Origin of the sequence: Pseudomonas sp. WS 5011, from assembly GCF_012985775.1 — a bacterium.
GTDB lineage: Bacteria > Pseudomonadota > Gammaproteobacteria > Pseudomonadales > Pseudomonadaceae > Aquipseudomonas > Aquipseudomonas peli.
Genome location: NZ_JAAQXA010000018.1, coordinates 30,890 through 57,264 on the forward strand (window position 1 = coordinate 30,890; position 26,375 = coordinate 57,264).

A 26,375-nucleotide genomic window follows, 5' to 3' on the forward strand; every position below is an offset into this window, starting at 1 on the left:
ACCGCTCAGCCCTGATCCTCTGTCCATTCCCGTCGTCTACCAGGAAGCTGCTTATGAATGCCGCCCTCAAACCTGCAACGCCCGCCGCTGTGCGCTGCCCGTCCTACTACAGCGCCACCCTCAATGAAGAAACCGATTACCCGACCCTGCAAGGCGAGGTCAGCGTCGATGTGGTGATCATCGGCGGCGGTTTTACCGGCGTGGCGTCTGCCGTGGAGCTGGCCGAGCGCGGCCTCAAGGTGGCGATTGTCGAAGCCAACAAGATCGGCTGGGGCGCCACCGGGCGCAACGGCGGCCAGGTCACTGGCAGCCTGTCGGGCGATGCGGCGATGACCAAGCAGATGCGCAACACACTCGGCGAGGAAGTCGAAGACTTTATCTGGCACCTGCGCTGGCGCGGTCACGAGATCATCAAGAACCGCGTGGAAAAGTACGGCATTCAGTGCGACCTCAAGTACGGTCACCTGCACGCGGCGATGAAGCCCACGCACATGCAGGAGCTGGAAGCCACCTACGCCGAAGCACAGCGTCGCGGCATGGGCGCTGACGTGACCCTGCTCGACCGCGCCGGCGTGCGCAGCTACCTGGCCAGCGACCTGTACAGCGGCGCGCTAAAGAACACCCGCAACATGCACCTGCACCCGCTGAATCTGTGCATCGGTGAGGCCAAGGCCGCAGCCAGCCTGGGCGCGCTGATTTTCGAGCACTCCGAAGTACTGGAGATTGTGCATGGCGCCAAGCCGGCAGTGGTCACCGCCCAAGGCCGGATCAACGCCAAGCAGGTGCTGCTGGCCGGCGACGTGTATCACAAGCTGGAGCCGAAAAAGCTCAAGGGTATGATCTTCCCGGCCATGGGCGGCATCGTCACCACCGCGCCGCTGGGTGAGCTGGCGAAAGAAATCAATCCGCAGGACCTGGCCGTGTACGACTGCCGCTTCGTCCTCGACTACTACCGCATGACCGCCGACGGCCGCCTGCTGTTCGGCGGTGGCTGCAACTACTCCGGGCGCGACTCGCGGGATATCGCCGCCGAACTGCGCCCCGGTATCGAGCAGACCTTCCCGCAGCTCAAGGGCGTCGACATCGACTTCCAGTGGAGCTGCGCCATGGGCATCGTGATCAACCGCATCCCGCAGTTGGGCAAGCTCTCGGACAACGTCTGGTACTGCCAGGGCTACTCCGGCCACGGCATCGCCACCACCCACATCATGGGCGAGATCATGGCCAACGCCCTGACCGGCACCCTGGGTCACTACGACACCTTTGCCGCCTGCAAACACATCAAGGTGCCGCTGGGTGATGTGTTCGGCAACCCGATGCTGGCCGCCGGCATGTGGTACTACCAGATGCTGGAAAAGCTGCGTTAAGAACGCTGCGGCGCTGACGCGTAAGCGCCGTCCGCTGATCAGCTGCCGGGGCACACGTCACCGGCAGCATTGAGTTTTTAATAATAATAATTATCATGTGCGCCTGAGTAGCCATCCGGCTGACCGGAGCTCACTGTGCCCGCCTCTGAATTTGACCTGTCTACCGACCTCGACACCCTCTACCGCCAGCACCACGGCTGGCTGGAAAGCTGGTTGCGGCGCAAGCTGAACGACACCTTTGCTGCCGCAGACCTGGCTCAGGACACCTTCGTCAGCGTTATTCATTCCGGTCAGGTCGGTGAAATCCGTGAACCCCGGCCCTTTCTGGCGACCATCGCGCGCCGGCTGATTGCCCATCGTCATCGCCGCCAGCGCCTGGAAGACGCCTACCTTGAAGTGCTCGCCAGCCTGCCGGAAGCGGTTTACCCCTCGCCGGAAGAACAGCTGCAGGCACTGGAAACTCTGCGCCAGATCGACAGCGCCCTCGACGGTCTGCCGGCCCAGGTCAAGGAAGCCTTCCTGCTCGCCCACCTGGAAGAACTCAGCTATGCCGAAATCGCCGAACGCCTGGGCGTATCCAGCAGCTCGGTGAAGCAGTACCTGATGCGCGCCAACCGCCAATACCTGTTTGCACTGGCCAGCTGACATGAACGGGCAGCACAACGCGGTTTACCCCAACACACCCGCCAGGCTCTTGGCCGAGGGCCAGCCGATCAGCGCAGCCGTGGCCGACCAGGCGGTGGAATGGCTGACCCTGCTGATGTCAGGCGCAACCAGCGCCCAGGAGCAGCTGGCCTGGCAAGCCTGGCGCGCCGCCAGCCCCGAGCACGAACGCGCCTGGCGGCATATCGAGGCCATGACCGGCCGGCTCAAGGCATTGCCGGCCAAGAGTGCCTACCAGACGCTCTCGCCCTATGCCCGCCAAACCACTCAAGCCAGCCGCCGCACGCTGTTGCGTTCGCTGTTCTGGGGTGGCCTGCTGGCCGGCTCCGGGCTGCTGGCCAGCCGCACCCAGACCTGGCAGGAACAGCTGGCCGAACACCGTACCGGCACCGGTGAGCAACGCCGCGTGACCCTCAGCGATGGCACCCACGTCACGCTCAACACCGCCACGGCGCTCGATCTGCAATTCGATGCGCAGACCCGTCTGCTGCACCTGCGCGCGGGCGAGATCATGGTCGTCACCGCCGCGGCCCAGGGCCTGCAGCCCGTCGACCCACGTCCGCTTGAGGTGCAGACCGCCCAAGGGCGCATTCGCGCGTTGGGCACGCGTTTCAGCGTGCGCCAGGACGACGGCCATACCCAGGTGGCCGTGCAGGAAAACGCCGTGCAACTCCACCCGACCCGCAGTGACCGCGTGCAAGTGCTGCTGGCCGGGCAACGCACCGGCTTCAGCCGCACCCATATCGACCCACTGCGACCGCTGCATGAGGCTGATCTGGCCTGGACCCGTGGGCAGATCATTGCTGATGACATGCCCCTGGGCGCATTCATCGCCGAGCTTGATCGCTACCGCCCCGGGGTGCTGCGCTGCGATCCGCACGTGGCCGGGTTGCGCCTGTCCGGGGTGTTTCCGGTGCACGACAGCGATCGCATTCTCGCCACGCTGCCCAGCGTGCTGCCAGTGCAGGTGCGCACGCGCAGCCGCTACTGGGTGCTGATCGAACAGGCCGGCTAAGCCCGCGTCGCAGCGGATAGTCGAGCGCGACGAAAAATAATTCAGCCACGCACTGCCCGATTTCGATTCTCGCGGCACCTACACAGCAAGAACCTTATTCGCTTTCTGTGCCAGGAGCCCCCATGCACCGTGCCAATCGCCCCATGACGCCGCCGCGTCACACCGCGCGCAACCTCCAACAGCGGCCGAATGGCCGTCTGCTCTTGGCCCTGGCCTGCAGCCTGGCCCTCCAGCAACTGCCGGGCGTGGCCCTGGCCGCAGACAGCACGCCCACCCAGCAGCAGGCGCAACAAGCCTTCACGATTGCCGCCGGGCCTTTGGCACCGGCACTGCGCAGCCTGTCGAGCAGCGCCAACCTGTTGCTCAGCTTTACCGCCGAGCAAACGGCCGACAAGGTAACCGCAGGTCTTCAAGGCCACTACACCGTGCCCGAAGCCCTGGCGGTGCTGCTGGCCGGTACCGGCTTGCAGGCCTTACAAGTAGAGGCTGGCGGTTATGTGCTGCGGCCCGCACCCGCGCACATGGACAACGCAGCGGCCCGCACCGAACTGCCCGCGATGACCATTTCCGGCAAGGCCAGCCGTTACCAGAGCAGCGTGCCGGTGAGCAGCGCCACCCGCACCGATGCCGACTCACTGGATGTACCGCAGACGGTCGATGCGGTGCCAGCCACTGTGCTGCGTGATCGCGGCGCGCGTTCGATCAAGGAAGCCCTGGCCTACACCCCAGGCGTGACCAGCAGCACTGGTGAAGGTATTCGCGAGCAGTTCGTCATCCGTGGCTTCTCGGCTATTTCTGATACTTATGTGGACGGCATGCGCGATGGCGGCAATACCTTCCGTGACACCTTCAACCTGGAGCAGGTGGAAGTGGTCAAAGGCCCCAGCGGCGTGCTCTACGGTCGAGGCTCGGCCGGGGGCTTGATCAACCTGGTGAGCAAGCGCCCGCACTCGCAGGCGCAGACTGACCTGGCCGCCAGCCTGGGCTCCTACGATGCCCGGCGCCTAACCCTCGACGTCAACCAGCCGCTGAACGAAGCGGTACAGGTGCGCATCAATGCCATGGCCGATGAGGGCGACTCGTACCGCGACGAGGTCTGGTACAAGAAGCACGGCCTGGCGCTGGCTTCCACCCTGCGCTTCAACGATGACGTGACCCTCGACCTGCGCGCCCAGCACCTGGCCGATGAGCGCGTGTTCGACGCCGGTATTCCCGGGATCAACGGCAAGCCGGCGGATGTCTCGCGCTCGACCTATTACGGCTCGGCCAACCCCGGCGACAACGACAGCGGCACCAGCGCCGACAGCACCTTCCAGGCCGACCTCAAGGTGGACCTGAGCGACAGTCTGCAACTGCGCAATACCCTGAGCCACCGCACCCTGGACCTTGAGCGCAACCAGACCACCATCAACCGCCTGCTGCTCAACACCGCCACGCCCACCGTGCGCCTGTCGCGCAGCAACTTCGACAGCCAGCAGACTGACTTGGCCAACAAGCTGGAGCTGAGCAAGCAGGTCGAGTGGCTGGGCATCCAGCACGAGCTGATGGTCGGCGCCGAGTACGCCATCGAGGAACGCGACACCCTGTCACGCGGCGGCGACCTGCCGGCCGCCTACAACCTGTCGGTGTACAACCCGGTGCTCAAGACCGTGCCCTACAGCGCAGCCTCCGTGCGCCGCGATGGCATCTACGAAACCCACACCGCCGGTTACTACATCCAGGACCTGATGCGCTACAACGAGCATTGGGTGATGCTGTTCGGGCTGCGCGAAGACCAACTGGAGCGCGACTTCGACAACCGCGTGGGCAGTGATTACAGCCGCGATGATGACTACCGCAGCCCGCGCGCCGGCCTGGTCTATCAGCCCAATGACTGGTCGTCCTACTACCTGTCCGCTTCACGCTCCTACCAGCCTGGCAGCGCCACCGGGGTGATTGATCCCGGCAACGCCATCCAGCCGCCGGAGATCACCACCAGCTATGAGCTGGGCAGCAAGCTGCGCCTGAATGACGGTGCCTTGGAGCTGGGCCTGAGCCTGTTCCAGATCATCAAGGAAAACGTGCCGACCCGTGACCCCAGCGACCCCAACGGCCCGTCGCTGTATGTCGGTGAAATCACCGCCGAAGGGGTCGAGCTCTCGGCCCTCGGCGATCTCGGCCACGGCCTGAGCCTGCAGGGCGGGCTCACCTACCTGGATGCGCGGGTGACCCAGTCGAACAACACCACGGCGCCGGCGATCACCCCGACGCAGCCGGCCACGCCGCTGGAAGGCAAACGGGCTGCCAACGCCCCACGCTTTAGCGCCACCCTGTGGGGCGTCAAAGAGCTGGGTAGCGGCTGGCGTGTCGGCCTCGGCGTGCGCCATCAGGGCGATTCCTTCGCCTCGACCACCAACGCCGTCACCCTGCCGGCCTACACCGTGCTGGATGCCGGGCTGTTCCATGAGCGCGGCCCCTGGGCGTTTGCCCTCAACGTCCGCAACCTGGGCGACAAGACCTACTACGAGTCAGCCACCAACGACCTCGGCATCCTGCCGGGCGAACCGCGTTCGCTGCAATTCAGCACCAGCTACCGCTTCGAGTGAGGCCGTCATGCACCTGCGCGATGTTATCCAACCGGCCGCGACGGCTACCCACGTTGTCGGCCTGTGTGCGCTGGCCTATTTCGCCAGCGCACAACTGGTTGGCCTGAGCGGCCTGCTGGCCTGGTGGGCCGGCATGAGTCAGGGCGATGCGGTGATGCTGGCGCTCATGCTCGGCTTCATTTACCTGCTGGTGTTGCTGCTCTGGGGCTTTTCCTGCGAGCGCCGGCGTAACGCCTGGCTGCTGCTCGGCGGCCTGAGCCTGCTGGCCTGGGGCACGCCCCTGCTGCTGCAGGTGCAAGCATGAAAACAGGATTCAGAAGCCGCATGGGCGAGCTGCACACCTGGGCCGGCGTGTTGCTCGGCGTCTTGCTGTTCGCCGTATTCTGGACCGGCAGCCTGTCGGTGTTCGACAAGGAAATCGACCGCTGGATGATGCCCAGCACGCGCCTGCACTGGGATGACAGCATGCAGCGGCCGTCGCTGGACCGTGACATTCGCCCACTGCTGGAACAACGCGCCGCCAACGCGCCCGTCTGGACCATCATCCTGCCCCTGGAACGTACGCCGTTTCTGACCCTCACTTACGGCAGCGAAGAGTCGCGCAAGAGCAGCCGCGACCTGTTCAACCCAATCACTCTTGAGCCGCTGGCCAAGCCGTTGACCCTGGGGGCCAGTGGCTTTATCTACCCCTTCCACCACAACCTGACGCTGCGCTACAAAAACATCGGTGCCTGGCTGGTGGGCATCGCCGGCATGGCCATGCTCTGCCTGCTGGTGTCCGGCGTGGTGATCCATCGCAAGCTGTTCAGCGAGTTTTTCACCCTGCGCCTGCACCGCGCCTTTGGCCGCAGCACCCTGGATGTGCATAACGTGGTCGGCGTGGCGCTGCTGCCGTTCCACCTGCTGATCACCCTGTCCGGGCTGATCGTCGCCTTCGCCATCTACTACCCGGATGCGCCGCAGCACACCTACCGCGAGCAGGTGCAAAGCGGCGTCAGCGCCGAACGCGCCTTCCTCGGCGAAGCACTCGGTCGCATCCGCCTGCGGGCCGCCAAGCAGCCGGGAGAACTGGCGCCGCTGGAGCTCATGGTGACCAAGGCTGAACAACACTGGGGACGGGGCTCGGTGTACCTGCTGCGGGTCAACAACCCCAAGGATGCCAACGGCAATGTGCTGCTGCGCCGCACCAGCCACAGCAGCGTGACCAAGGACATCGACAACTTCCGCTTTGCCAACGTCAGCGGTGAGGTCATGGGTCGTTTCCAGGCCTCAGCCACGGTGAACACCTGGAACTTCATCGCCGGCCTGCACTACATCCAGTTCCGCCACGACGCCCTGCGCTGGCTGTATTTCCTCGGCGGGCTGGGCGGCTGTGTGGTGATCGCCACCGGGCTGTTCTTCTGGACCCAGGCCCGGCGCAAGAAGCAGCAGCGCCACGGCCATCTCGGTGTCTCGCTGCTGGATGCCCTGAGTGTTGCCGGCGTGTGCGGGGTGATTCTCGCCACCCTGGCGTTTCTGCTCGCCAACCGCTGGCTGCCCATGCAGGAGCAGCTGTTTGGCCTGGGTCGCGCGCGTGTCGAAATCCTGAGTTTCTATGCCCTGTGGTTCGTGGCGAGCGCCCATGCCGTGTGGCGCGTGATGCGGGACCAACGCCTCGGTTACCTGCACGCCTGGCGCGAGCAATGCACGGCGATTGCGCTGCTGGCGGTGCTGGCCGTTCTGGCCAACTGGCTGAACACCGGCGATCACCTGCTGGCCACCTTGCGCAGCGGCAACGGCCCGGTGGCCGGCACAGACCTGTGCCTGCTCGCTGCGGCCGCACTCGCCCTGCTGGCCGCGCACAAGCTGCGCCGCCGCGTACCGCAGGAAGAAACGCTGGAGGTCGCCCATGTCTGACGCCGCTCTGTACTCGCTGTTGGCCCTGCTGCTGGCGGTGCTGGGCTTTGCCTGGCTCGCTCTGGCCTTGCCCAACCATTGGCGTCAGGTGCATCAAGGCGTGCAACAGACGGCGTCACGGCAAGTCGCCCTGCGCAGCGGCGCCAGCCTGATGCTTGGGCTGTCATTGCTGTGCAGCCTGGCGGGCGATTCGCCGGCCATGGCCATCCTGCTGTGGCTGATGCTGCTGGGCGTCGCCACGCTGCTCGTCGCATTGACATTAAGCTGGCGCGCGCAGTGGCTGGCCATGTTCTGGCCAGTGCGTTCTCAGGCCGAGCGATCGGCCGACTGAGTTGCTGCGCGGCGGGCAGGCGCCGTGCTCGGTGCTTTATCACGGTCATCGACAAACGCCACCGCGGGCGAGCCATCGGCATTCAGCTGATAGATCGCGCTCGGCTGGCCGTTGTCGTTGAACCACACCTGACCGAGCCCCGCCCCATTCCACAGGCGTTCGCCGGCCTTGCTGCGCGAGGGGATGCGCGGTTTGACCTGCATGCGCCGGCGCGTGGTCAGCCAGTTGAGCGGCGACCACGGCGCGTAGAGCCAGCGGTTGAGGCGGTCGAACCAGTCGAGCAGGCGCGGCGGGAATTCGTTTTTCAGGCCGCTGCTGGTGATTTGCCAAAGCTTCGGCCCGCGCTTGCGCTGGCGAATCAACACCTCGTAGACAAACGAGTAATGCACGTCGCCGGAGAGAATCACGTAGTTACCCGGCGTGCGCGAGTGGCGGAAGATGTTCAGCATCACCTGCGCTGCGCCCCGGTGGGCCATCCAGTTTTCTGCGTCGACCATCAGCGGATGGCCGGCCCAGCTGAAGACCTTCTGGATGGTCTCGATCAGCTTGACGCCGAACATCGGCGCGGGGGAGACGATGATCGCCGCCGGATGATCCAGCAGCTCTTGCTGAAACTCGCACAGCGCTTCCCAATCCAGCAGACCAGACGGTCGCTTGAGGTTGCGCTCGCTGCGCCAGCGCCGCGTACGGGTGTCGAGCACCACCAGCGTCGGGCTGCTCGGCAGGACGAATTGCCACTGGTGAAAACTCAGCAGACTGTCGATCAGCGCATCCTGCGGCTGACTGTCCATGTGGTTGGCAGCATCGCGGCCCTCGGTCATCGCGCGGATCATCTGCAGCGGCTCAGCAAACACATCAGGGTTATTGCCCCAGCCCTGGCACAGCAGGTAGGCGATCAGCGCATTGCCGATGATGCGTTTGGAAAACGGGTGGTCGTAGGCGGTTTCTTCCCACTGCGCGGAGAGGTTCCAGTCATCGGTGATGTCGTGATCATCGAAGATCATCAGCGTCGGCAAATGGGCGAGGGCGCGGGCGACTTGGCCCAGCCCGCCGCGAAAGGTCTCGATATGCTCACGCTCGGCTTGATAACGCGGCACTTCCTCGGCGCTGAGCGCCGGCATTTCGGCATCCAGCAAGGTCCAGGGCACCGGCGACCAGACCAGCAGGTACATGGCCAGCACTTCGGCGCAGGTCACCAGGTGGTTGTCGGCGCTGCTGGTGGTGAACACCGGTTTTTCCACGCCGCCGAAGAAGCGCTCGCGCAGGGTTTCGTTGCTCTTCAGCGCCGGCAGCAGCTCGGCGCGCTGGTAGTAGCTGGCGGGGTGCTGGTACAGCGCCGTGCTGTCATCGACCACCGCACCTTGCAAATGCTCGCCAAACAAACCCAGGCGCTCAATCACCTGATGAATCGCCCGCAGCATCGGCCCGCTGACATCATCGGCGTAGATCTGATCGCCACTCATCAGCAGCAAGGCCGGGCGCTCCTCGGCGGCATGCGCTTCGGCCAGCAGACGGTCAGCGCAGAGCAAGCCGTCAGCCGCCGGATGATGAGGCTTGCGACAAGAGCCGTGCAGGAGATGATCCAGCTGCGCGCGCAGCACAAAATTCGCCTGGGTCGCGCCGTCGTACAGCAAGTGCGGCGCCCAGTCGGCGATACCCAGCGCGGCCTGATCCGGCTGTTCGATCAGCAGGTCGTAATCAATCTGCACATCGCAGGGCAGCGGCGCTTCCAGCTTGAGGTCAATCAGGTGGATAAACGCCTGCTCGCCAATCTGGATAACCTGGCAGCTGTCACCGTGCAGCGGTAAGCGCTGTGGCTCGGCTGCATCACCATGGCTCAGCTGCAGGGTTAGCGATAAGGGCCTGCTGCCAACCAGCCAGAGCACCAGGCGCTGCGCTTCCATGCGGCGCAGCAGCGGGCCGGCCAGCACCAGGGGCAGGTCAGCGTGGACGGCAGGGGGTGTCTCAGCGTTTATCGGCATCAGTACATCGGGCTCTGGCGGCAAACAGGTCGGCAATAGAGCGCCATTCTGCGCCAGAGGTTCAGTCTTTGCAGCCGCTGCCTACTGCGCCGCCTGACGCAAGCGCGGCAGATCGAGGAGTTCGATCTCGCCATAGGTCAGGCGCAGAATGCCCTGGGCCTCCAACTCCTTGAGGATCTGGTTGGTGGTCTGCCGGGAGATCGCCAGCATCAGCGCCAGCTGTTCCTGCGGCAGGTGCAGCACGCGGCGCGGCTCGCCTTCACCGTAGTTCTCGGCAATCAGCAGCAGGCGCCGGGCCAGACGTGGGGCGGCGGGCAGCAGGCTCATTTCTTCCAGGGCGATAAACGCCAGGCGCAGTTTATGGCTCATCAGCAGGGCGAAATCACGCCAGTACTGCGGTTGCTGTTCGAGCAGCGCCAGCAGCCGCGCCTGCGGCACCAGCAGCAAGGTGGCGGGGCCTTCGGCAAAGGCATCATGGGTGCGCGGTTGGCCATCAAACAGGGAAATCTCGCCAAACCAGTAGGGTGGCTCGACCAGGGTCAGCAGCGCTTCCTTGCCGGTGGCACTGACCGCGCCGATGCGCATGCCGCCCTCGACCACCGCATACAGCCCGCAGGGTTTGTCGCCCCGACGAAACAGCACCTGACCAGGCGCCAGTTGCTGCACCTGGGCGGCGGCCAGCAGCGCCTCCTGTAATGCAGCGGGCAGGGCGCTGAACCAGTGGCCCTGACGCAGACGTGCCTGATAGTGGTGGCCGCTGTTCATCGACGGCTCCAGGCGGTTTGTCGGCTAGCTGACAGAGCGCTGCGTGGGCGTGGGTTCATGCTGGCCACCTGTCTTGCATGAGGAAAATAATAATGAAAACCCTGGTTGATCATCTGGCTCAATACGCGGCCTATCACCGCGACCAACGCAATATTCTCAGCCACTTTATCGGTATTCCACTGATCGTTGTGGCGGTGGCCGTGTTGTTGTCACGCCCCGGCTTCGAGCTGCTGGGCCTTTGGCTGTCCCCCGCGCTGCTGGTGGCCGTGGCGGCGGGCGTGTTTTACCTGCGCCTGGACCTGCGCTTCGGCCTGCTGATGGCGCTGCTGCTGGTGCTCAGCCTGTGGGCAGCGGCGGGCCTGGCCGTGCAATCAACGGCGGTGTGGCTAAGCAGCGGCATCGGCCTGTTTGTGATCGGCTGGATTATTCAGTTTGTCGGCCATTACTACGAAGGGCGCAAACCGGCGTTTGTCGATGACGTCATGGGCCTGGTGATCGGCCCACTGTTCGTCGCCGCCGAAGCGGCCTTCCTGCTGGGCCTACGCAAAGAGGTTGAGCACGCCATCGTCGAGCGCGCCGGCCCGACCTGTATCCGCGAGAAGAAAACCACTGCTTGATCGATTCACGCCTAGAACGTAATCAAGATCTTGCGAGCTAGAGTCCTGCAAGGCAAAAACAGGCGAGGAAGCGGAGTGTACTTTTGTACATGAGCATTCCGAGCCTGTTTTTAACGCAGCAGGGCCGACGCGCAGCAGATCCAAGACAGACCTCAATACATCGCCATCCACTGCGTGGTCAGTGACCGTGTATGGCGATACACGGTGATCGGCGCAAACGGTCGACCCGAGGCACTCTGCAGGGCGCTGCTCTGGCTGTTAAGGTCAACCAGCGCGGCCTTGAGGTAATCCCAGCGGGTTTTCAGCTTGCCCACCTGCGGGTCGGCCTTGCCATCCAGTGCGGCCAGCTGCGCATCGACTGACGGCACGATCTTGCGTTCATCCTGGCCGAGGTAGGTGTCGGGCTGCTCGCGGGCGGTTTCGAAATTGCCGAAGTAGGCGCGGCTGAGGTACTGCACCGAGAGGTATTCGAGCTTGGCGGACAGTTCGCTATCAGCCGGGCCGGCCAGCTTGCGGGTTTCCTCAAGCACGCCGAGCAGGGCCTTGCTGAGGTCCTCGGGGTAGCGCCAGGGCATGTCATCTTCACTCGGGCCAAAGGCCACGCCACGGCGAATCTGCACCACCAGTTCCTGATGGGCACTGCGCAGGGCATCGCTGCTTTGCGGCAGGCTCTGCACGGCGGCGGCCAGGGCCTGTAGATCAGTTTCCAGGGCGTCCTGGTGTTTCTTTTGGAAACCCTCACCGCGTAACAGCATCAAGCTGCTGGTAACCCGGCTGGCCTGCACTTGAACCTGTTCCTGGGGGGTAACGGCCTGGGCAAAGGTCAGCGGCGAGAGGCCGGCCAACAACCCGATAACCGCGAGCAATAGCGAGCGAGACAGCGTTATAGAACGCATACGTGGTGTGCTCCTTATTATTTTTGTGAGCAGTGCTGAACGAGGTCAGCTTATACAATCGCGCGCAACAGGGTACTGCACTGAATACGGGATAAAAGCAGCCTAAAGAGTGATTTCGTCGGAAAGATGCGTCGATTCGGCCAAGTCACGCAGGTACTGCGCGCTGAAGGCATCGGCCGGAAAGAAGGTTTCCAGCGCCAGTTCCGCCAGGGTGATGTCATTGGCGGTGCCAAACACCGTGGTGGTGCCGATCAGGCTGATCACGCCCTGCTCGCTGGCAAACTGCAACGGCATCAGCACTGTGTCGCTGTCGAATTGCGCGGGCGCCGCCGGCCCTGGATAGGCGTTCAGCTCATCCCACAGCGCGTGCAACTGAGCATCGCCGCTGGCCTGAAAATCGCGCTGCAGCCGCGCCAACAGGTAGGCGCGCCAGGCGCCCAGGTTGACGATACGCGGTGCCAGCCCTTGCGGGTGCAGGCTCAGGCGCATGACGTTGATCGGCGGCGTCAGCAGCTCAGGCGCAATGCCCTGCAGAAAGGGCGCGAGGGCACTGTTGGCCGCCAGCAGGTTCCAGTGACGGTCGATGGTCAGTGCCGGGTAGGGCTCGTGGGCCTTGAGCAGCAGGTCGATGGCGCTGCGCGCGGCCGCCATGGCTGGCTCGGACAGCGCATGCTGAGTAAACAGCGGTGCATAGCCAGCGGCGCTGAGCAGACGATTGCGTTCGCGCAGCGGAATCTCCAGCTGCTCGGCGAGCAACAGCAGCATCTCGCGGCTGGGCTGGGCGCGCCCGGTTTCAACAAAGCTCAGGTGGCGGGTGGAAATATCGGCCTCACAAGCGAGGTCGAGCTGACTCAGACGACGATGCTGGCGCCACTGGCGCAGCAGGGCCCCGACGGGCTGGATTTGGCTGTTCATGGGCATCGACGATAGACCAGCAAGGTCATTGCAGCCATTACCTGCGAGGTAATCGACGCGGCGCGTGGATCGGCGAAATCTAAGAGCAAGCCGCCATTTCGACGGTTCTTTATGGAGACTTCGCCATGACCACCTTGCAACCTTCGCTGTTACTGCGCCGTGCCCTGCTCGCCGATGGCCTGGTGGGCGTGATCACCACGGCGCAACTCCTGCTGCTGGCTGACTGGCTCAGCAGTCTGTTGGCCCTGCCGGGTGCATTCCTCTTCGGCGTTGGCGTGGTGCTGATTCCGCTGGTGGCCTTTCTGCTCTGGCTATCGCGCCGTGAAAGCATGGCGCGGGCAGCGGTCTACACGGTGATCGGCCTGAATGCGCTATGGGTGGTGCTCAGCCTGCTGGTGCTGCTCAGCGGCTGGTTCACACCGAACGCGCTGGGCTACGCCTTCGTGATCGTCCAGGCTGTTGTGGTAGTGGTGTTTATCGAGTTGGAGTGGCTGGGGCTGAAGCGCTCGCAGGTCATCCCCGGCGCGTTTGCCCAGACATCAGTGAGTGCTCAGTAACGACACCGACTTGACCTGCGCCCACAGCAACTGCTCGCGCTGGATCTGCAGGCGGTCGAAGGAGTAACGGGTGATGCGGGCAATCAGTTGCTCGCCGCCCACCTGCACACGCACCAGCACATGGGCTTGTTCGGCGACGTTGATCCAGTCCACTACTCGCGCTGGCAACAGGTTGAGCACGCTGCTGTCCTCGGCCTGTTGCAGGCTCAGACTGACATCCCGCGCCTTGACCTTGATCCGCACCGACTGACCCAACGGCAGCGGCCCGTGGGGCAAGCGCAAGTTGATCTGGCTATCCGGCAATTGCAGGGAGAGCAGCCCGTAAGCCTGGTCATGGGCGGTAACTACGCCGTCGACCACCGCCTCGGCATCGTCCTCGAAGACAAACGGCAGGTCGGCGCGCAGCAGGGTTTCCTTGAGTGGACCGCTGGCGCTGACCTTACCGTCCTCCAGTAGCACCAGATGATCGGCCAGACGCGCCACTTCATCCGGCGAGTGGCTGACGTAGACAATCGGAATTTCCAGCTCCTGATGCAGGCGCTCCAGATAGGGCAACACCTCCTGCTTGCGTTTGAGGTCGAGGGACGCCAACGGCTCGTCCAGCAGCAACAGGCGTGGGCTGGTCAGCAGGGCGCGGGCAATGCCTACGCGCTGCTGTTCGCCGCCAGACAGCTTGCCTGGCAAGCGCTCCAGCAGATGCTCTATACCGAGCAATTCCACCGCCTGCTCCAGGGCAATCCGCCGCTGGGCTGCGGGAATGCGCTTCAAGCCGTACTGCAGATTGCGCCGCACGGTAAGGTGGGCAAACAGGTTGGCATCCTGAAACACGTAACCCACGGCACGTTGATGTGCCGGCACGAAGACGCCCTGGGCGCTGTCCTGCCACAGCTCGCCGTTGACCTGCAGGTAGCCTGCGCTCGGCTGATCCAGCCCGGCAAAACAGCGCAGGCAGCTGGTCTTGCCCGAGCCAGAATGGCCGAACAGCGCGCTGACGCCGCGACCGGGCAGGTTCAGCTCAACATCCAGGGTGAAACCGGCATGCTCCACCTTGAAACGCGCCTGGATTTCACCCGCCCCGGCGACTGTACGAATCGCCGGATTGCGCCGCGCCAAAGGCCAGATCATCGCCACACCCGCGTACTGCTGCGCCCGCTGCTTCGACCAGAGTAGAGCGCCAGCAGCACGATAAAGGAGAACAGCACCATACCGCCGGCCAGCCAATGGGCTTGGGCGTACTGCATGGTTTCCACGTGGTTGTAGATCTGCACGGAGGCCACCTGGGTCTTACCGGGGATATTGCCGCCAATCATCAGCACCACGCCGAACTCGCCCACGGTATGGGCAAAACCAAGAATCGCTGCGGTGACAAACCCCGGCTTGGCCAGCGGCAACACCACCGTGAAGAACGCATCCCAAGGCCCGGCGCGCAGCGTCGCCGCCGCCTCCAGCGGGGCACGACCAATCGCCTCGAAGGCGTTCTGCAGTGGCTGCACGACAAAGGGCAGGGAATAGAACACCGAACCGATCACCAGCCCAGCAAAGGTAAACGTCAGGGTGCCAAGGCCGAGGCTCTGGGTCAGCTGACCGATAACGCCATGCGGCCCCATGCTCACCAGCAGGTAGAAGCCAATCACCGTTGGCGGCAGCACCAGCGGCAGGGCGACGATGGCACCAATCGGCTGCTTCCAGCGCGAATCAGTGCGCGCCAGCCACCAGGCAATCGGCGTCCCGATCAGCAGCAGCAACAGGGTAGTCAGCGATGCCAGCTCGAACGTCAGCAGGACCGCTGCGAAATCGGCTTTAGTCAGTGGCATCGCAACGCTCCTCTAACGCGTGTAGCCGTAGGACGTGATGATTGCGGCCACTTTTTCGCTTTTCAAATACTCGACCAAGGCCATAGCGGCTGGATTGTGCTCACCCTTTTTGAGGATCAGCGCGTCCTGACGAATTGGAGTATGCAATTCAGCAGGCACCTTCCAGGCCGAGCCGCTGGTGAGCAGACCGTCCTTGTACACCTGCGACAGCGCGACAAAGCCCAGTTCGGCATTGCCACTGGCAACAAACTGAACGGTCTGGGCAATGCTCTGCCCTTCGACCAGCTTGGGCGCCACGGCCTGGCTCAGCCCCAGCTTGGCTAGCACCTGGGCGGCAGCCAGGCCATAAGGAGCGGTTTTCGGGTTGGCAATGGCCAGGTGCTGAAACTTATTGGCCTTGAGCACGGCGCCGCGCTCGTCGACATAGCCGACCTGCGCCGACCACAGCGCCAGGGCGCCAATGGCATAGGTAAAACGTGAGCCGGCAACCGCCTCACCTTCGCTCTCCAACTTGGCCGGGGTTAGCTCATCGGCAGCGAGGAATACTTCGAAGGGTGCACCGTTCTTGATCTGCGCGTAGAGCTGTCCGGTAGCGCCGTAAGCCGTCACCAGCCGATGCCCTGTGGCCTCCTCGAAGCCGCGGGCGATGGCCGGAATGGGTGCGCTGAAGTTGGCAGCCACTGCCAACTGAACATCCCCGGCCTGGGTAACGGCGATGCAGCTCAGGCTGATGCAGAGCGTAAACAGGGCCTGGCTAAGTCGGCGGTGCATGCACGGGGTTCCTTCGCTTATTAATTACCGGCAGTGCAGGTTTTGCCGTGCCGCAGCATGGCCATCCTATACGGACGGCCATTGAACGACAAAGCCCGCGAGCAACACCGGGCAAGGGTGCTGTTCGCGGGCTGGTCGATGTTTACTGAACGTTGGCTTTAGCTCAGACCAATTTCCACCCGGTCGCCCTGCAAGCGCACCGGCCAGGTACGCAGTTGCTGCTCGGGGTATTCCAGGCAGCTGCCGTCTTCCAGGCGGTAGTGCTGTTTGTACAGTGGCGCGGCGATCACCAGGTCGCCGGCCAGGCTGCCGACAATGCCGCGTCCAATCACGTTGGCACCGGACTTCGGGTCGCGGTTATCGACGGCATACAGCTGTTTGCCGCGGGTCTCGTCAGGCAGATAGAACAGCGCCACCTGGGCGCCATCGACCCAGGCGACCACGCCGGAGTTGGCAACCAGATCGGCTCGGCTGCACAGGGCGCGCCACTGCACGCGGGTTTGTTCGACTGTTGCGGTTGCGCTGGACTGGCTCATCAGACCACCTCCTCGAATAGCGGAATAAGGGCAAGCTCGTCAGCGCGCACCGGGCGGCGCTGGCCACGTTCTTCGACAAACTGGATGTCCGGATCGCCGCCTTGCTGGTTGACGAAGGTGCGGAAGCGTTTGAGCTTCTCCGGGTCCTTCAGGGTGTTGGCCCATTCGCACTCGTAGCGGTCGATCACCAGCTGCATCTGCGCTTCCAGCTCGGCGGCGAGATTGAGGCTGTCGTGAATGATCACTTCCTTGAGGTAATCCAGGCCGCCGTCTAGCGACTCGCGCCACACCGAAGTGCGTTGCAGGCGGTCGGCGGTGCGCACGTAGAACATCAGGAAGCGGTCGATGTAGCGGATCAGGGTTTCGTCATCCAGATCGGTGGCGAACAGCTCGGCGTGGCGTGGACGCATGCCGCCGTTGCCGGCCACGTAGAGGTTCCAGCCGTTCTCGGTGGCGATCACGCCCACATCCTTGCTCTGCGCCTCGGCACATTCGCGGGTGCAGCCGGAGACGGCGAACTTGATCTTGTGCGGCGAGCGCAGGCCCTTGTAGCGATCCTCCAGCAGCAGCGCCATGCCGACGCTGTCCTGCACGCCGTAGCGGCACCAGGTGCTGCCGACGCAGCTCTTCACCGTGCGCAGCGATTTGCCGTAGGCGTGGCCGGTTTCGAAGCCGGCGGCGATTAGTTCGGCCCAGATGTCCGGCAGTTCGTGCAGCTGCGCGCCGAACAGGTCGATGCGCTGGCCGCCGGTGATCTTGGTGTAGAGGTCGTATTTCTTCGCCACCGCGCCGATGGCCAGCAGGCCGTCCGGGGTGATTTCGCCACCGGGAATACGCGGCACCACCGAGTAGGTGCCGTTCTTCTGCATGTTGGCCATGAAGGTGTCGTTGGTGTCCTGCAGCGGCACCAGCGCCGGGTCGGTGATCGAGCGGTTCCAGCAGGAGGCGAGGATCGAGCCCACCGCCGGCTTGCAGATGTCGCAGCCGACATGACCACGGCCGTGCTTGGCCAGCAGCGCCTCGAAGCTCTCGATGCCTTCCACGCGAACGATGCCGTACAGCTCCTGGCGGGTGTAGGCGAAGTGTTCACACAGGCTCTTGTCGACGGTCACGCCGCGGGCGGTCAGTTCGTGTTCGAACACCTGCTTGAGCAGCGCCGAGCAGCCGCCGCAACCGGTGGCGGCCTTGGTGCAGGCCTTGAGCCCGGCGAGGTCACCACAGCCGGCGTCGATCGCCGAGCAGATCGCACCCTTGCTGACGTTATGGCAGGAGCAGATGGTCGCGGTGTCCGGCAGGGCATCGGCACCCAGCGCCGGGGCGCCTTCGCCTTGCGGCAGGATCAGGCAGGACGGATCGGCCGGCAGCTTGATGCCGTTCTGCACGTACTGCAGCAGGGTGTCGTAGTAGCTGTTGTCGCCGACCAGCACAGCGCCGATAGCCTGCTTGCCGTCAGCGGAGACGACCAGACGACGGTAGCTGGCGTTGGCTTCGTCGATAAAGCGGTAGCTGCGCGAGCCGGCGGTGGCGCCGTGGGCATCGCCGATGGAGCCGACGTCGACGCCGAGCAGCTTGAGCTTGGTCGACATATCCGCGCCCATGAACGGCTCGCTGTCCTCGCCGCACAGCTGGGTGGCGACGCTGCGGGCCATCTGATAGCCCGGTGCGACTAGGCCGAAGATGCCGCCGTTCCACGCCGCGCATTCGCCAATGGCGTAGATGGCCGGGTCGCTGGTGCGGCACTGACTGTCGATGGCCACACCGCCGCGCGGGCCGAGTTCCAGACCGCACTGCTTGGCGATGGCGTCCTGCGGGCGGATACCGGCGGAGAACACGATCAGGTCGGTTTCCAGGAATTCGTCACCGGCGAAATTCATCCGGTAGCGGTACTCGCTGCCCGGGGTGATCGACTGGGTGCCGCGCGACAGGTGCACGCTGACGCCCAGGGCCTCGATCTGCGCCTTCAGCGCCAGGCCGCCATGCTCATCCAGCTGCACCGGCATCAGCCGTGGGGCGAATTCCACAACATGGGCTTCCAGGCCCAGGGACTTCAGCGCGTTGGCCGCTTCCAGGCCGAGCAGGCCACCGCCAACCACTACGCCACGGCGCGCGCTCTTGGCGGCGGCCTGGATGGTGTCAAGGTCGGCCAGGGTGCGGTAGACCAGGCGCGAATCGCCTTCGGCACCTTCAATCGGCGGCACGAAGGGGTAGGAGCCGCTGGCCAGCACCAGCTGGTCGTAGGGGAAGCTGCCTTCGGCGGTGATCACTTCGCGGCGTTCGCGGTCGATCTCCAGCACCGGCACGCCCAGGTGCAGGGTTACGCCCGGCGTCTGGTACAGCTCGGCACCGCTGAGGGCCAGGGATTCGGCATCGCGGCCGGTGAAATACTCGGAGAGGTGCACGCGGTCATAGGCGCGCAGCGGCTCTTCGCTGAATACCTGCACGCGGTACTGCGCCAGCGCGCCACGCTCGATCAGTTGCTCGACGCAATGATGGCCGACCATGCCGTTGCCGATGATGATCAGCCGCTGCTGGTCTGTGGAGGTATCTGTGCTGTTCATGGCATTTCCCGGCCGAAGCTCATCAGGTTTTTCTGCGGCAATAAAAAAAGCGCCTGAAACCTTGCGGTTTCAGGCGCCTTTGCCTGTTCTGTGCGGTGCCTGCGAGTGGCACCTGATTACCCATTGCCTGTGCAGGCTGGCGATCGCCATTGATCGAATGGGCGGCCCGAATGTGGCGGGCTCGCAGGGGCTCATGCAGCGCCTGTGCCAGTTTCCCCGCAGTGGCCTGCGGCCCGCATTGCAGTGGGCTGCAGGCGCAGTTGCAGGCTCACCTGCCCGGCGCGATAAAGACCCAAAAAGAGGCGAGCAGGGCAGCCTGCGCCCCATTATGAGTCGCGCAAAACCGGCCAGCGGTCCCGCACACACCTCGCCAGGCCTTGCCACGCGGGCGTTCAAGCCGCCCTGGCGAACCCTGGCGCGTGCCTTGCTATAGACCAACCCAGGCAATCAACGCTGATTGCCCATCCACGACAAAGACGCCGTGCCACTCCCGTTTCGACGGAGGGTTGCATGGCGTTTTGCGTTTCAGGTGCAGGAGAGGGGTGTGGCGAACAAAACGGTTCGGAGTGTCTGTCCATATTGCGGCGTCGGCTGCGGCATCGTCATGCAAGTGGAAAACGGCAAGATCGCCAAGGTCAGCGGTGACCAACAGCATCCGAGCAACTTCGGCCGCCTGTGCACCAAGGGCAGCACCTGCGCCCAGCCGCTGAACGAATCCGGCCGCATGCAGCACGCCTACCTGCGCAGCGAACGTAACCGTGACCCGGGGCAAATCGCCATGGACGCCGCGATCAGCGCCGCCGCCGCCCGCCTGCGCGCGATTCTCGACGAACACGGCCCGGACGCCATCGCCCTGTATGTCTCCGGGCAGATGTCGCTGGAGGCGCAGTACCTGGCCAACAAGCTGGTCAAAGGTTACCTGGGCAGCAACCAGATCGAATCCAACTCGCGCCTGTGCATGGCCAGCGCCGGTAGCGGCTACAAGCTGTCGCTAGGTGCCGACGGCCCGCCCGGCTCGTACCAGGATTTCGACCGCGCGGATGTGCTGCTGGTGATCGGCGCGAATATGGCCGACTGTCACCCAATCCTGTTTCTACGCCTGATGGCACGGGTCAAGGCCGGCGCCAAGCTGATCGTCGTCGACCCCCGGCGTAATGCCACGGCGGACAAGGCCGACCTGTTTCTGCAGATCAAACCGGGCAGCGACCTGCTGCTGCTCAACGGATTGCTGCACCTGCTGCACAAGAACGGCCACACCGATCCGGCCTTTATTGCCGAGTTCACCGAAGGCTGGGAGGTCATGCCGGACTTCCTCGAAAGCTACACCCCCGACTACGTCGCCGCCCACACCGGTCTGAGCGAAGCGGCGATCCGCCAGGCCGCACGCTGGATCGGCGAAGCCGGCGAGTGGATGAGCTGCTGGACCATGGGCCTCAACCAGAGCACCCACGGCACTTGGAACACCAACGCCCTGTGCAACCTGCACCTGGCCACCGGCAAGATCTGCCGCCCCGGCAGCGGGCCGTTCTCCCTCACCGGCCAGCCCAACGCCATGGGCGGCCGCGAGATGGGTTATATGGGCCCCGGCCTGCCGGGCCAGCGCAGCGTACTGGTGGACGACGACCGCGCCTTTGTCGAGCAGATCTGGGGCGTGCCCGCCGGCACCCTGCACACCCGCCTGGGCGGCGGCAGCGTGACCCTATTCGAGGATCTGGCAGCCGGCAAGGTCAAGGCCTGCTGGATCATCTGCACCAATCCAGTGGCGAGCATGGCCAACCGTAGCAAGGTGATCGAAGGACTGAAGGCCGCCGAACTGGTGATCGCCCAGGACGCCTTCCTCGACACCGAAACCAATCGCTACGCCGACATCCTCCTGCCTGGCGCGCTGTGGGCCGAAGCCGAAGGGGTGATGATCAACTCCGAACGCAACCTGACCCTGATGCCGCAAGCCGTCGAGCCGCCCGGAGAGGCCATGGCCGACTGGCGGATCATCGCCGAGGTGGCCTGCGCCATGGGCTTTGCCGACGGCTTCAGCTACGAATCAGCCGAGCAGGTATTCGAGGAAATCAAACGCTTCCACAACCGCAAAACCGGTTATGACCTGCGCGGCGCCAGCTACCCGCGCCTGCGCCAAACGCCGCTGCAATGGCCCTGCGCCAGTGAAGAGGGCGACGGGCGTATGCCGCTGCGCTACATCAACGACGGAATCAGCCAGCATCTGCACATTCGCGCAGACGGCAGCACGCCGCGCCTGGCGTTTGCCACGCCCAGCGGCAAGGCGCAGTTCTTCCCGCGCCCGCACCTCGACCCGGCGGAAATGCCCGATGCCGACTTCCCCTTCGTACTCAACACCGGGCGCCTGCAGCACCAGTGGCACACCCTGACCAAGACCGGCAAGGTCGCCACGCTGAACAAGCTCAACCCCGGCCCCTTTATCGAAGTGCACCCGCAGAACGCCGCCGCCCTCGGCGTGCGCGACCGAGACCAGCTGGAAGTCCGTTCGCGGCGTGGCCATGCCGTGCTGCCGGTGCAGATCAGCGACCGCGTGCTGCCCGGCGGCTGCTTTGCGCCGTTCCACTGGAACGATGTGTACGGCGACAACCTGGCGATTAACGCGGTGACCAGCGACGCCATCGACCCCATCTCGCAGCAGCCGGAATTCAAGTTCTGCGCCGTCAGCCTGCGACGTATCGAGCTGATCGCCCATCAACACCTCGACTCGCCCGCAGCCGAGGCAGTCGACAGCACTCGCCTATCTCACCCGCCCGAGGAACTCGCGATGTCGAGCATCGAAACCTTTGCGGCCCTGGTCGGCGTAGATTGCAGCGCGCCGCCTCCCCTCAGCGAAAGCGAGCGCACCTATATGGCCGGCTATATCAGCGGCTTGCGCAGCAACCCCGGCGGCGGAGTGCCCAGCCTGCCAAGCCAGGCCCCCCTGGCCGAGCCGACCCGCCTATGGCTCGACGGCATGCTCGCCGGAATATTCAGCCGCGTCGCGCCAGCGGCTCTGGCAGCAAACCCTGCAGTGACGCTGCTGTGGGCCTCACAAACCGGCAATGCCGAAGCACTGGCCGAACGCCTTGCGGCGCACCTGAGCGAGGCCGGGGTAGCTGTGGCGCTCAGCTGCATGGCCGATTACCCACCGCAGCAACTGGCCAGCGCCGGCTCGGTGTTGCTGCTCAGCAGCACCTTCGGCGACGGTGATGCACCGGACAACGGCCAGGCCTTCTGGAACGCCCTGCAGACCAGCGACCTGCGCCTGGAAAATCTGCGTTATGCGGTACTGGCCCTCGGTGATCCCAACTACGAGCAGTTCTGCCAGCACGGCAAAAACCTCGACCGGCGTATGGCCGAACTCGGCGCCACGCCACTGCGGCCCTGCCTGGATTGCGACAGCGATTTCGACGACGCAGCGGCGGCCTGGCTAAGCGAGCTGCTGCCCTTGCTGCGCCCGGTTGCAACGCCGGCTCCCGCACACAGCGCAGCCGCAACTGAGCCCGTCGGCCCTCAGCCGGTGAGCAAGACCCAGCCGCTGCCCGCGCGCCTGGCGCTGAACCTACGCCTGAACGCAGAAGGCGCGAGCAAGGACACCCGCCAGTTCGCCTTCGCCCTGGGCGACTCCGGCCTGGCCTACGAAGCCGGCGATGCCCTCGGCGTATGGCCGCGCAACTGCCCGGAGCTGGTCGAGGAAGTGCTCGAACTGACGTGCCTGGACGGCGAACAACTGGTCAACGTGGCCAAGGTCGGCGAGCTGCCGCTGCGCGAGGCGCTGACCAGTCATTTCGAAATTGCCCGACCGAGCAACGAGGCCATCGCCCTGGTCGCCAAGCGCAGCGCCAGCAACGAGCTGCGCAGCCTGCTTGGCAAGTGCAAGGCCGAGCTGAAGGACTGGCTGTGGGGCCGCCAACTGGCCGATGTGCTGCAGGCCTATCCGGCTGAACACACGGCTGACGAACTGCTGGGCAGCCTCAAGCGCCTGCAACCGCGCCTGTATTCCATCTCCTCGAGCCCCAAGGCGCATGCCGGCGAAGTGCACCTGACCGTGTCCGCCGTGCGCTACGGCAAGCGCAAGGGCGTGGCCTCGACCTTTCTCGCCGACCGTGTGAATAACGCCGAGGTGCCGCTGTTTGTGCAGAGCAATAAAAACTTTCGCGTGCCGCAAGATGGCGACGTGCCGATGATCATGATCGGCCCCGGCACCGGCGTGGCGCCGTTTCGCGGCTTCCTCCACGAACGCCGCGCGCGCGGCGATGCCGGCAAGAACTGGCTGTTCTTCGGCGAGCAGCATGCGGCCAGCGACTTCTACTACCGCGACGAGCTGACGGCGATGCAGCACGACGGCCTGCTGACCAACCTCAGCCTAGCCTTCTCCCGCGATCAGGCGCAGAAGATCTACGTGCAGGATCGTATTCGTGAACAGGGCGGCGAGCTGTGGCGTTGGCTGGAGGAGGGTGCGCAGCTGTATGTCTGCGGCGACGCCAACCGCATGGCCAAGGATGTCGAACAGGCACTACGCGATGTGGCGCGCGAGCACGGTGGTTTGAGCGAGGAAAAAGCCGCCGAACATATTCGCCGTTTGGCCGAACAGAAGCGTTATCTGCGCGACGTGTACTGAAGGCTCAAAGTTTGCGCCAGACACTGGCCAGCCAGGGTTGCTGCTCACGCGGCAAACCCGCTGGGCGGTAGTAATGCTGCAGCTCGCTAAAGCCTACGGCGTTAAGCAACACGCGCCAGTTGGCCAGGTCGTGATAGGCACCGTAGCGCTCGCCATTCCAGCCTTCCTGGTTCTCGCCACGGGGGTTGGAACTAAACAGCACGCCGCCAGGTTTAAGGGTGGCATGCAGCTGCTTCAGCACCCGTGGCAGTTCCTGGCGGGGAATATGAAACAGCGAGGCATTGGCAAACACGCCATCGAAGCGCTCAGGCGGCAGATCAAGGGCGAGAAAGTCCTGCTGCCAGGCTTCGCAGCCACTGTCGGCGCGAGCCATTTCGACAAAGCGCGCGCAGCCGTCCAAACCGACAGCGCTGTGGCCCATAGCGCTGAAAGTGCGCAGATCGCGCCCCGGCCCGCAGCCGAAATCGAGAATCTGGTAGGGCGTAGTGGCCTGAATATGCGCGAGCAGGGCGGCGATATTCTGGCTGACATCGTGGTCGCGGGTGCCCTCGCGAAAGTCTTCGGCGCATTCCTGATAATGGCGCAGGGTCAGCGCGCTGATCTGCGCCAGTTCAGTCGGGCTCAGCGGCATACGCGCTTAACCCTCGGCCAGCAGGCGGCGCAGTTCGGCCAACACCGGGGCGCTGGCAGGGCGTACGTCACGCCACAGGGCAAAGGCTTCGGCGGCCTGTTCGACCAGCATGCCCAAGCCATCCAGAGTGCGCGCTGCGCCGTGCTCGGCAGCCCAGCGGTTAAAGGCAGTCAATTCCTTGCCGTACATCATGTCGTAGCACAGGGTATGCCCCGGCTGGATCAGGCTCGGTGCAATCGGCGGCAACTCGCCGGCCAGGCTGGCCGAGGTGCCGTTGATAATCAGGTCCACCGGCGCATCAATCCAGTCATAACCGCTGGCAACCACTGGGCCCAGGTCGGCGAATTCGCGGGCCAGCTGCTCGGCCTTTTCCACCGTGCGGTTGGCAATCACCAACGCCGCCGGCTGCTCGGCCAGCAACGGCTCCAGCACCCCGCGCACCGCACCGCCGGCGCCGAGCAGAAGAATGCGTTTGCCCTTGAGGTTTACCCCGGCATTCACCGTCAGATCACGCACCAGGCCGGCGCCGTCGGTGTTGTCGCCAAGCAGGCTGCCGTCGGCAAGCTTCTTTAGGGTATTGACCGCGCCAGCGCGTTGAGCACGGGCGCTGAGCTGATCGGTGAGAGCAAACGCCTGCTCCTTAAACGGCACCGTGACATTGGCACCCAAACCATCGGCAAAGAAGGCGCGGGCAAATCCGGGGAAGTCGTCCAGCGGCGCGAGCAGGGCTTCATAACTCAGCTGCTCGCCAGTCTGCTGGGCAAACAGGCGATGAATCAGCGGTGATTTGCTGTGGCCAATGGGGTTGCCGAATACGCCGTAGCGGTCCATCAGCGGCCCGCCTCATTCAGCCAGTCACGATCTGTCAGGAAATACTCTGTCAGGCGCGCCTCTTCACTGCCCGGCTCTGGCTTCCAGTCGTAGCCCCAGCGTACGTGCGGCGGCAGCGACATCAGGATCGACTCGGTACGCCCGCCGGACTGCAGGCCGAACAGCGTGCCGCGGTCGAACACCAGGTTGAACTCGACATAGCGGCCACGGCGGAAGGCCTGGAATTCACGCTCGCGCTCGCCATAGGGGGTCAGCTTGCGGCGCTGCACGATGGGCAGGTAAGCGGCGAGATAGGCATCGCCGATGGCGCGCATAAAGGCGAAGCTGGTGTCGAAGTCCCACTGATTGAGGTCATCGAAGAACAGCCCGCCAATGCCGCGCGGCTCGCTGCGGTGCTTGAGATGGAAGTAGCGATCACACCACGCCTTGAACTTCGGATAGACCTCGGCACCGAAGGGCGCGCAAGCGTCATGGGCGACCTGGTGCCAGTGCCGACAGTCTTCCTCATTGCCGTAGTAGGGCGTCAGATCGAAACCGCCACCGAACCACCAGACTGGCTCTTCGCCTTCTTTCTCGGCGCTGAAGAAACGCACGTTGGCGTGGGAGGTTGGCACGTAGGGGTTTTCCGGGTGGATCACCAGCGACACGCCAAGGGCCTCGAAGCCGCGTCCGCCCAGTTCCGGCCGATGCGCACTGGCCGAAGGCGGCAGGCTGTCGCCGAACACGTGGGAGAAGTTCACCCCGCCCTTTTCGATCAGCGCGCCGTTCTCCATCACCCGCGTGCGGCCGCCACCGCCGGCTGGCCGCTGCCAGGCATCCTCGAAGAATTCGGCACCGCCATCTTCGGCTTGCAGGGCAGTGCAGATACGGTCTTGCAGATCCAGCAGGTAGGCTTTGACGGCCTCAGTACGGTCACTCACGGCGGCACCTTGAAAACGGGTAAGGCCAGGCGGCACGTGGCCGCGGGGAAAAATGGGCGGCCAGCATAACACCAGCACCCCACGGCCGCAGTTGACGGCGGTCAATGCAG

Annotated in this window: 22 protein-coding genes; 10 read left to right on the forward strand and 12 right to left on the reverse strand. The window is 64.4% G+C overall.

Going from position 1 to position 26,375, the window contains the following annotated elements; genetic code table 11:
• Nucleotides 1-53: 53 nt before the first annotated feature.
• The 7 genes from HBN63_RS17290 (at nt 54) to HBN63_RS17320 (ending at nt 7,857) form a co-directional block, all read left to right on the forward strand.
• Nucleotides 54-1,367: an FAD-binding oxidoreductase gene (locus HBN63_RS17290; RefSeq protein ID WP_170050266.1), complete on the forward strand. Its 1,314-nt coding sequence runs from the start codon at nt 54-56 to the stop codon at nt 1,365-1,367.
• Between the two features lie 135 nt (nt 1,368-1,502).
• The gene (locus HBN63_RS17295) at nt 1,503-2,012 is read left to right on the forward strand and encodes a sigma-70 family RNA polymerase sigma factor (RefSeq protein WP_170050267.1); all 510 of its coding nucleotides are present in this window, start codon (nt 1,503-1,505) and stop codon (nt 2,010-2,012) included.
• A gap of 1 nt (nt 2,013) precedes the next feature.
• On the forward strand, nt 2,014-3,045 hold the full coding sequence (locus HBN63_RS17300; protein WP_170050268.1) for a FecR domain-containing protein: 1,032 nt from the start codon (nt 2,014-2,016) through the stop codon (nt 3,043-3,045).
• Nucleotides 3,046-3,167: 122 nt separating this feature from the next.
• Complete coding sequence (locus tag HBN63_RS17305) at nt 3,168-5,630, forward strand: TonB-dependent siderophore receptor (RefSeq protein ID WP_170050269.1); 2,463 nt, start codon at nt 3,168-3,170, stop codon at nt 5,628-5,630.
• 7 nt (nt 5,631-5,637) lie between these two features.
• Nucleotides 5,638-5,934 carry a hypothetical protein gene (locus HBN63_RS17310; protein ID WP_167145966.1) on the forward strand — a complete coding sequence of 99 codons (297 nt, stop codon included), beginning with the start codon at nt 5,638-5,640 and terminating at the stop codon, nt 5,932-5,934.
• The gene (locus HBN63_RS17315) at nt 5,931-7,526 is read left to right on the forward strand and encodes a PepSY-associated TM helix domain-containing protein (RefSeq protein ID WP_170050270.1); all 1,596 of its coding nucleotides are present in this window, start codon (nt 5,931-5,933) and stop codon (nt 7,524-7,526) included. Before HBN63_RS17310 ends, HBN63_RS17315 begins: the two co-directional genes overlap by 4 nt.
• Nucleotides 7,519-7,857: a DUF3325 domain-containing protein gene (locus HBN63_RS17320; RefSeq protein ID WP_170050271.1), complete on the forward strand. Its 339-nt coding sequence runs from the start codon at nt 7,519-7,521 to the stop codon at nt 7,855-7,857. The genes HBN63_RS17315 and HBN63_RS17320 overlap by 8 nt, the downstream gene beginning before the upstream one ends.
• Here the strand turns inward: HBN63_RS17320 and HBN63_RS17325 are convergent.
• The gene (locus HBN63_RS17325) at nt 7,833-9,839 is read right to left on the reverse strand and encodes an alkaline phosphatase D family protein (RefSeq protein ID WP_170050272.1); all 2,007 of its coding nucleotides are present in this window, start codon (nt 9,837-9,839) and stop codon (nt 7,833-7,835) included. The genes HBN63_RS17320 and HBN63_RS17325 overlap by 25 nt on opposite strands.
• Before the next feature lie 81 nt (nt 9,840-9,920).
• Nucleotides 9,921-10,604 carry a Crp/Fnr family transcriptional regulator gene (locus HBN63_RS17330; protein ID WP_170050273.1) on the reverse strand — a complete coding sequence of 228 codons (684 nt, stop codon included), beginning with the start codon at nt 10,602-10,604 and terminating at the stop codon, nt 9,921-9,923.
• 92 nt (nt 10,605-10,696) lie between these two features.
• Between HBN63_RS17330 and HBN63_RS17335 the strand changes: the two genes are divergently transcribed.
• Complete coding sequence (locus HBN63_RS17335) at nt 10,697-11,221, forward strand: Mpo1-like protein (protein ID WP_170050274.1); 525 nt, start codon at nt 10,697-10,699, stop codon at nt 11,219-11,221.
• A gap of 152 nt (nt 11,222-11,373) precedes the next feature.
• Here HBN63_RS17335 and HBN63_RS17340 read toward each other — a convergent pair whose 3' ends face one another.
• Together HBN63_RS17340 and HBN63_RS17345 are read right to left on the reverse strand one after the other, a co-directional pair.
• Nucleotides 11,374-12,117: a hypothetical protein gene (locus HBN63_RS17340; RefSeq protein ID WP_160086396.1), complete on the reverse strand. Its 744-nt coding sequence runs from the start codon at nt 12,115-12,117 to the stop codon at nt 11,374-11,376.
• A gap of 102 nt (nt 12,118-12,219) precedes the next feature.
• A complete protein-coding gene (locus HBN63_RS17345) occupies nt 12,220-13,032 on the reverse strand; it encodes a helix-turn-helix transcriptional regulator (protein ID WP_090254264.1) in 813 nt (270 codons plus the stop codon).
• Nucleotides 13,033-13,157: 125 nt separating this feature from the next.
• On the opposite strand from HBN63_RS17345, the gene HBN63_RS17350 reads away from it, so the two are divergent.
• Entirely contained in the window at nt 13,158-13,589 is a 432-nt protein-coding gene (locus HBN63_RS17350) for a hypothetical protein (RefSeq protein ID WP_090254260.1), read from the forward strand.
• Here HBN63_RS17350 and modC read toward each other — a convergent pair.
• From modC to nirB, 5 genes are all read right to left on the reverse strand, one after another.
• Nucleotides 13,572-14,714 (reverse strand): molybdenum ABC transporter ATP-binding protein, encoded by a 1,143-nt coding sequence (gene modC, locus HBN63_RS17355; protein WP_090254258.1) that lies wholly within the window; start codon nt 14,712-14,714, stop codon nt 13,572-13,574. The two genes, HBN63_RS17350 and modC, sit on opposite strands and share 18 nt — an antisense overlap.
• A complete protein-coding gene (gene modB, locus HBN63_RS17360; RefSeq protein WP_170050275.1) occupies nt 14,711-15,403 on the reverse strand; it encodes a molybdate ABC transporter permease subunit in 693 nt (230 codons plus the stop codon). Before modB ends, modC begins: the two co-directional genes overlap by 4 nt.
• A gap of 12 nt (nt 15,404-15,415) precedes the next feature.
• Nucleotides 15,416-16,174: a molybdate ABC transporter substrate-binding protein gene (gene modA / locus HBN63_RS17365; RefSeq protein ID WP_090254253.1), complete on the reverse strand. Its 759-nt coding sequence runs from the start codon at nt 16,172-16,174 to the stop codon at nt 15,416-15,418.
• Between the two features lie 158 nt (nt 16,175-16,332).
• On the reverse strand, nt 16,333-16,710 hold the full coding sequence (gene nirD, locus HBN63_RS17370; RefSeq protein WP_170050276.1) for a nitrite reductase small subunit NirD: 378 nt from the start codon (nt 16,708-16,710) through the stop codon (nt 16,333-16,335).
• Nucleotides 16,710-19,268, reverse strand: coding sequence for a nitrite reductase large subunit NirB (nirB, locus tag HBN63_RS17375; RefSeq protein ID WP_170050277.1), 2,559 nt, complete (start codon nt 19,266-19,268; stop codon nt 16,710-16,712). Before nirB ends, nirD begins: the two co-directional genes overlap by 1 nt.
• Before the next feature lie 544 nt (nt 19,269-19,812).
• Here nirB and HBN63_RS17380 point away from each other — a divergent pair.
• Nucleotides 19,813-23,883, forward strand: coding sequence for a bifunctional nitrate reductase/sulfite reductase flavoprotein subunit alpha (locus HBN63_RS17380; protein ID WP_170050278.1), 4,071 nt, complete (start codon nt 19,813-19,815; stop codon nt 23,881-23,883).
• 4 nt (nt 23,884-23,887) lie between these two features.
• On the opposite strand, the gene HBN63_RS17385 is transcribed toward HBN63_RS17380, so the two are convergent.
• Genes HBN63_RS17385 through hemF form a run of 3 tightly spaced genes read right to left on the reverse strand, consistent with a single transcriptional unit; the run spans nt 23,888 to nt 26,265 of the window.
• The gene (locus HBN63_RS17385; protein WP_170050279.1) at nt 23,888-24,514 is read right to left on the reverse strand and encodes a class I SAM-dependent methyltransferase; all 627 of its coding nucleotides are present in this window, start codon (nt 24,512-24,514) and stop codon (nt 23,888-23,890) included.
• Nucleotides 24,515-24,520: 6 nt separating this feature from the next.
• On the reverse strand, nt 24,521-25,345 hold the full coding sequence (aroE, locus tag HBN63_RS17390; protein WP_170050280.1) for a shikimate dehydrogenase: 825 nt from the start codon (nt 25,343-25,345) through the stop codon (nt 24,521-24,523).
• A complete protein-coding gene (hemF, locus tag HBN63_RS17395) occupies nt 25,345-26,265 on the reverse strand; it encodes an oxygen-dependent coproporphyrinogen oxidase (RefSeq protein ID WP_170050281.1) in 921 nt (306 codons plus the stop codon). The genes aroE and hemF overlap by 1 nt, the downstream gene beginning before the upstream one ends.
• Nucleotides 26,266-26,375: the final 110 nt, after the last annotated feature.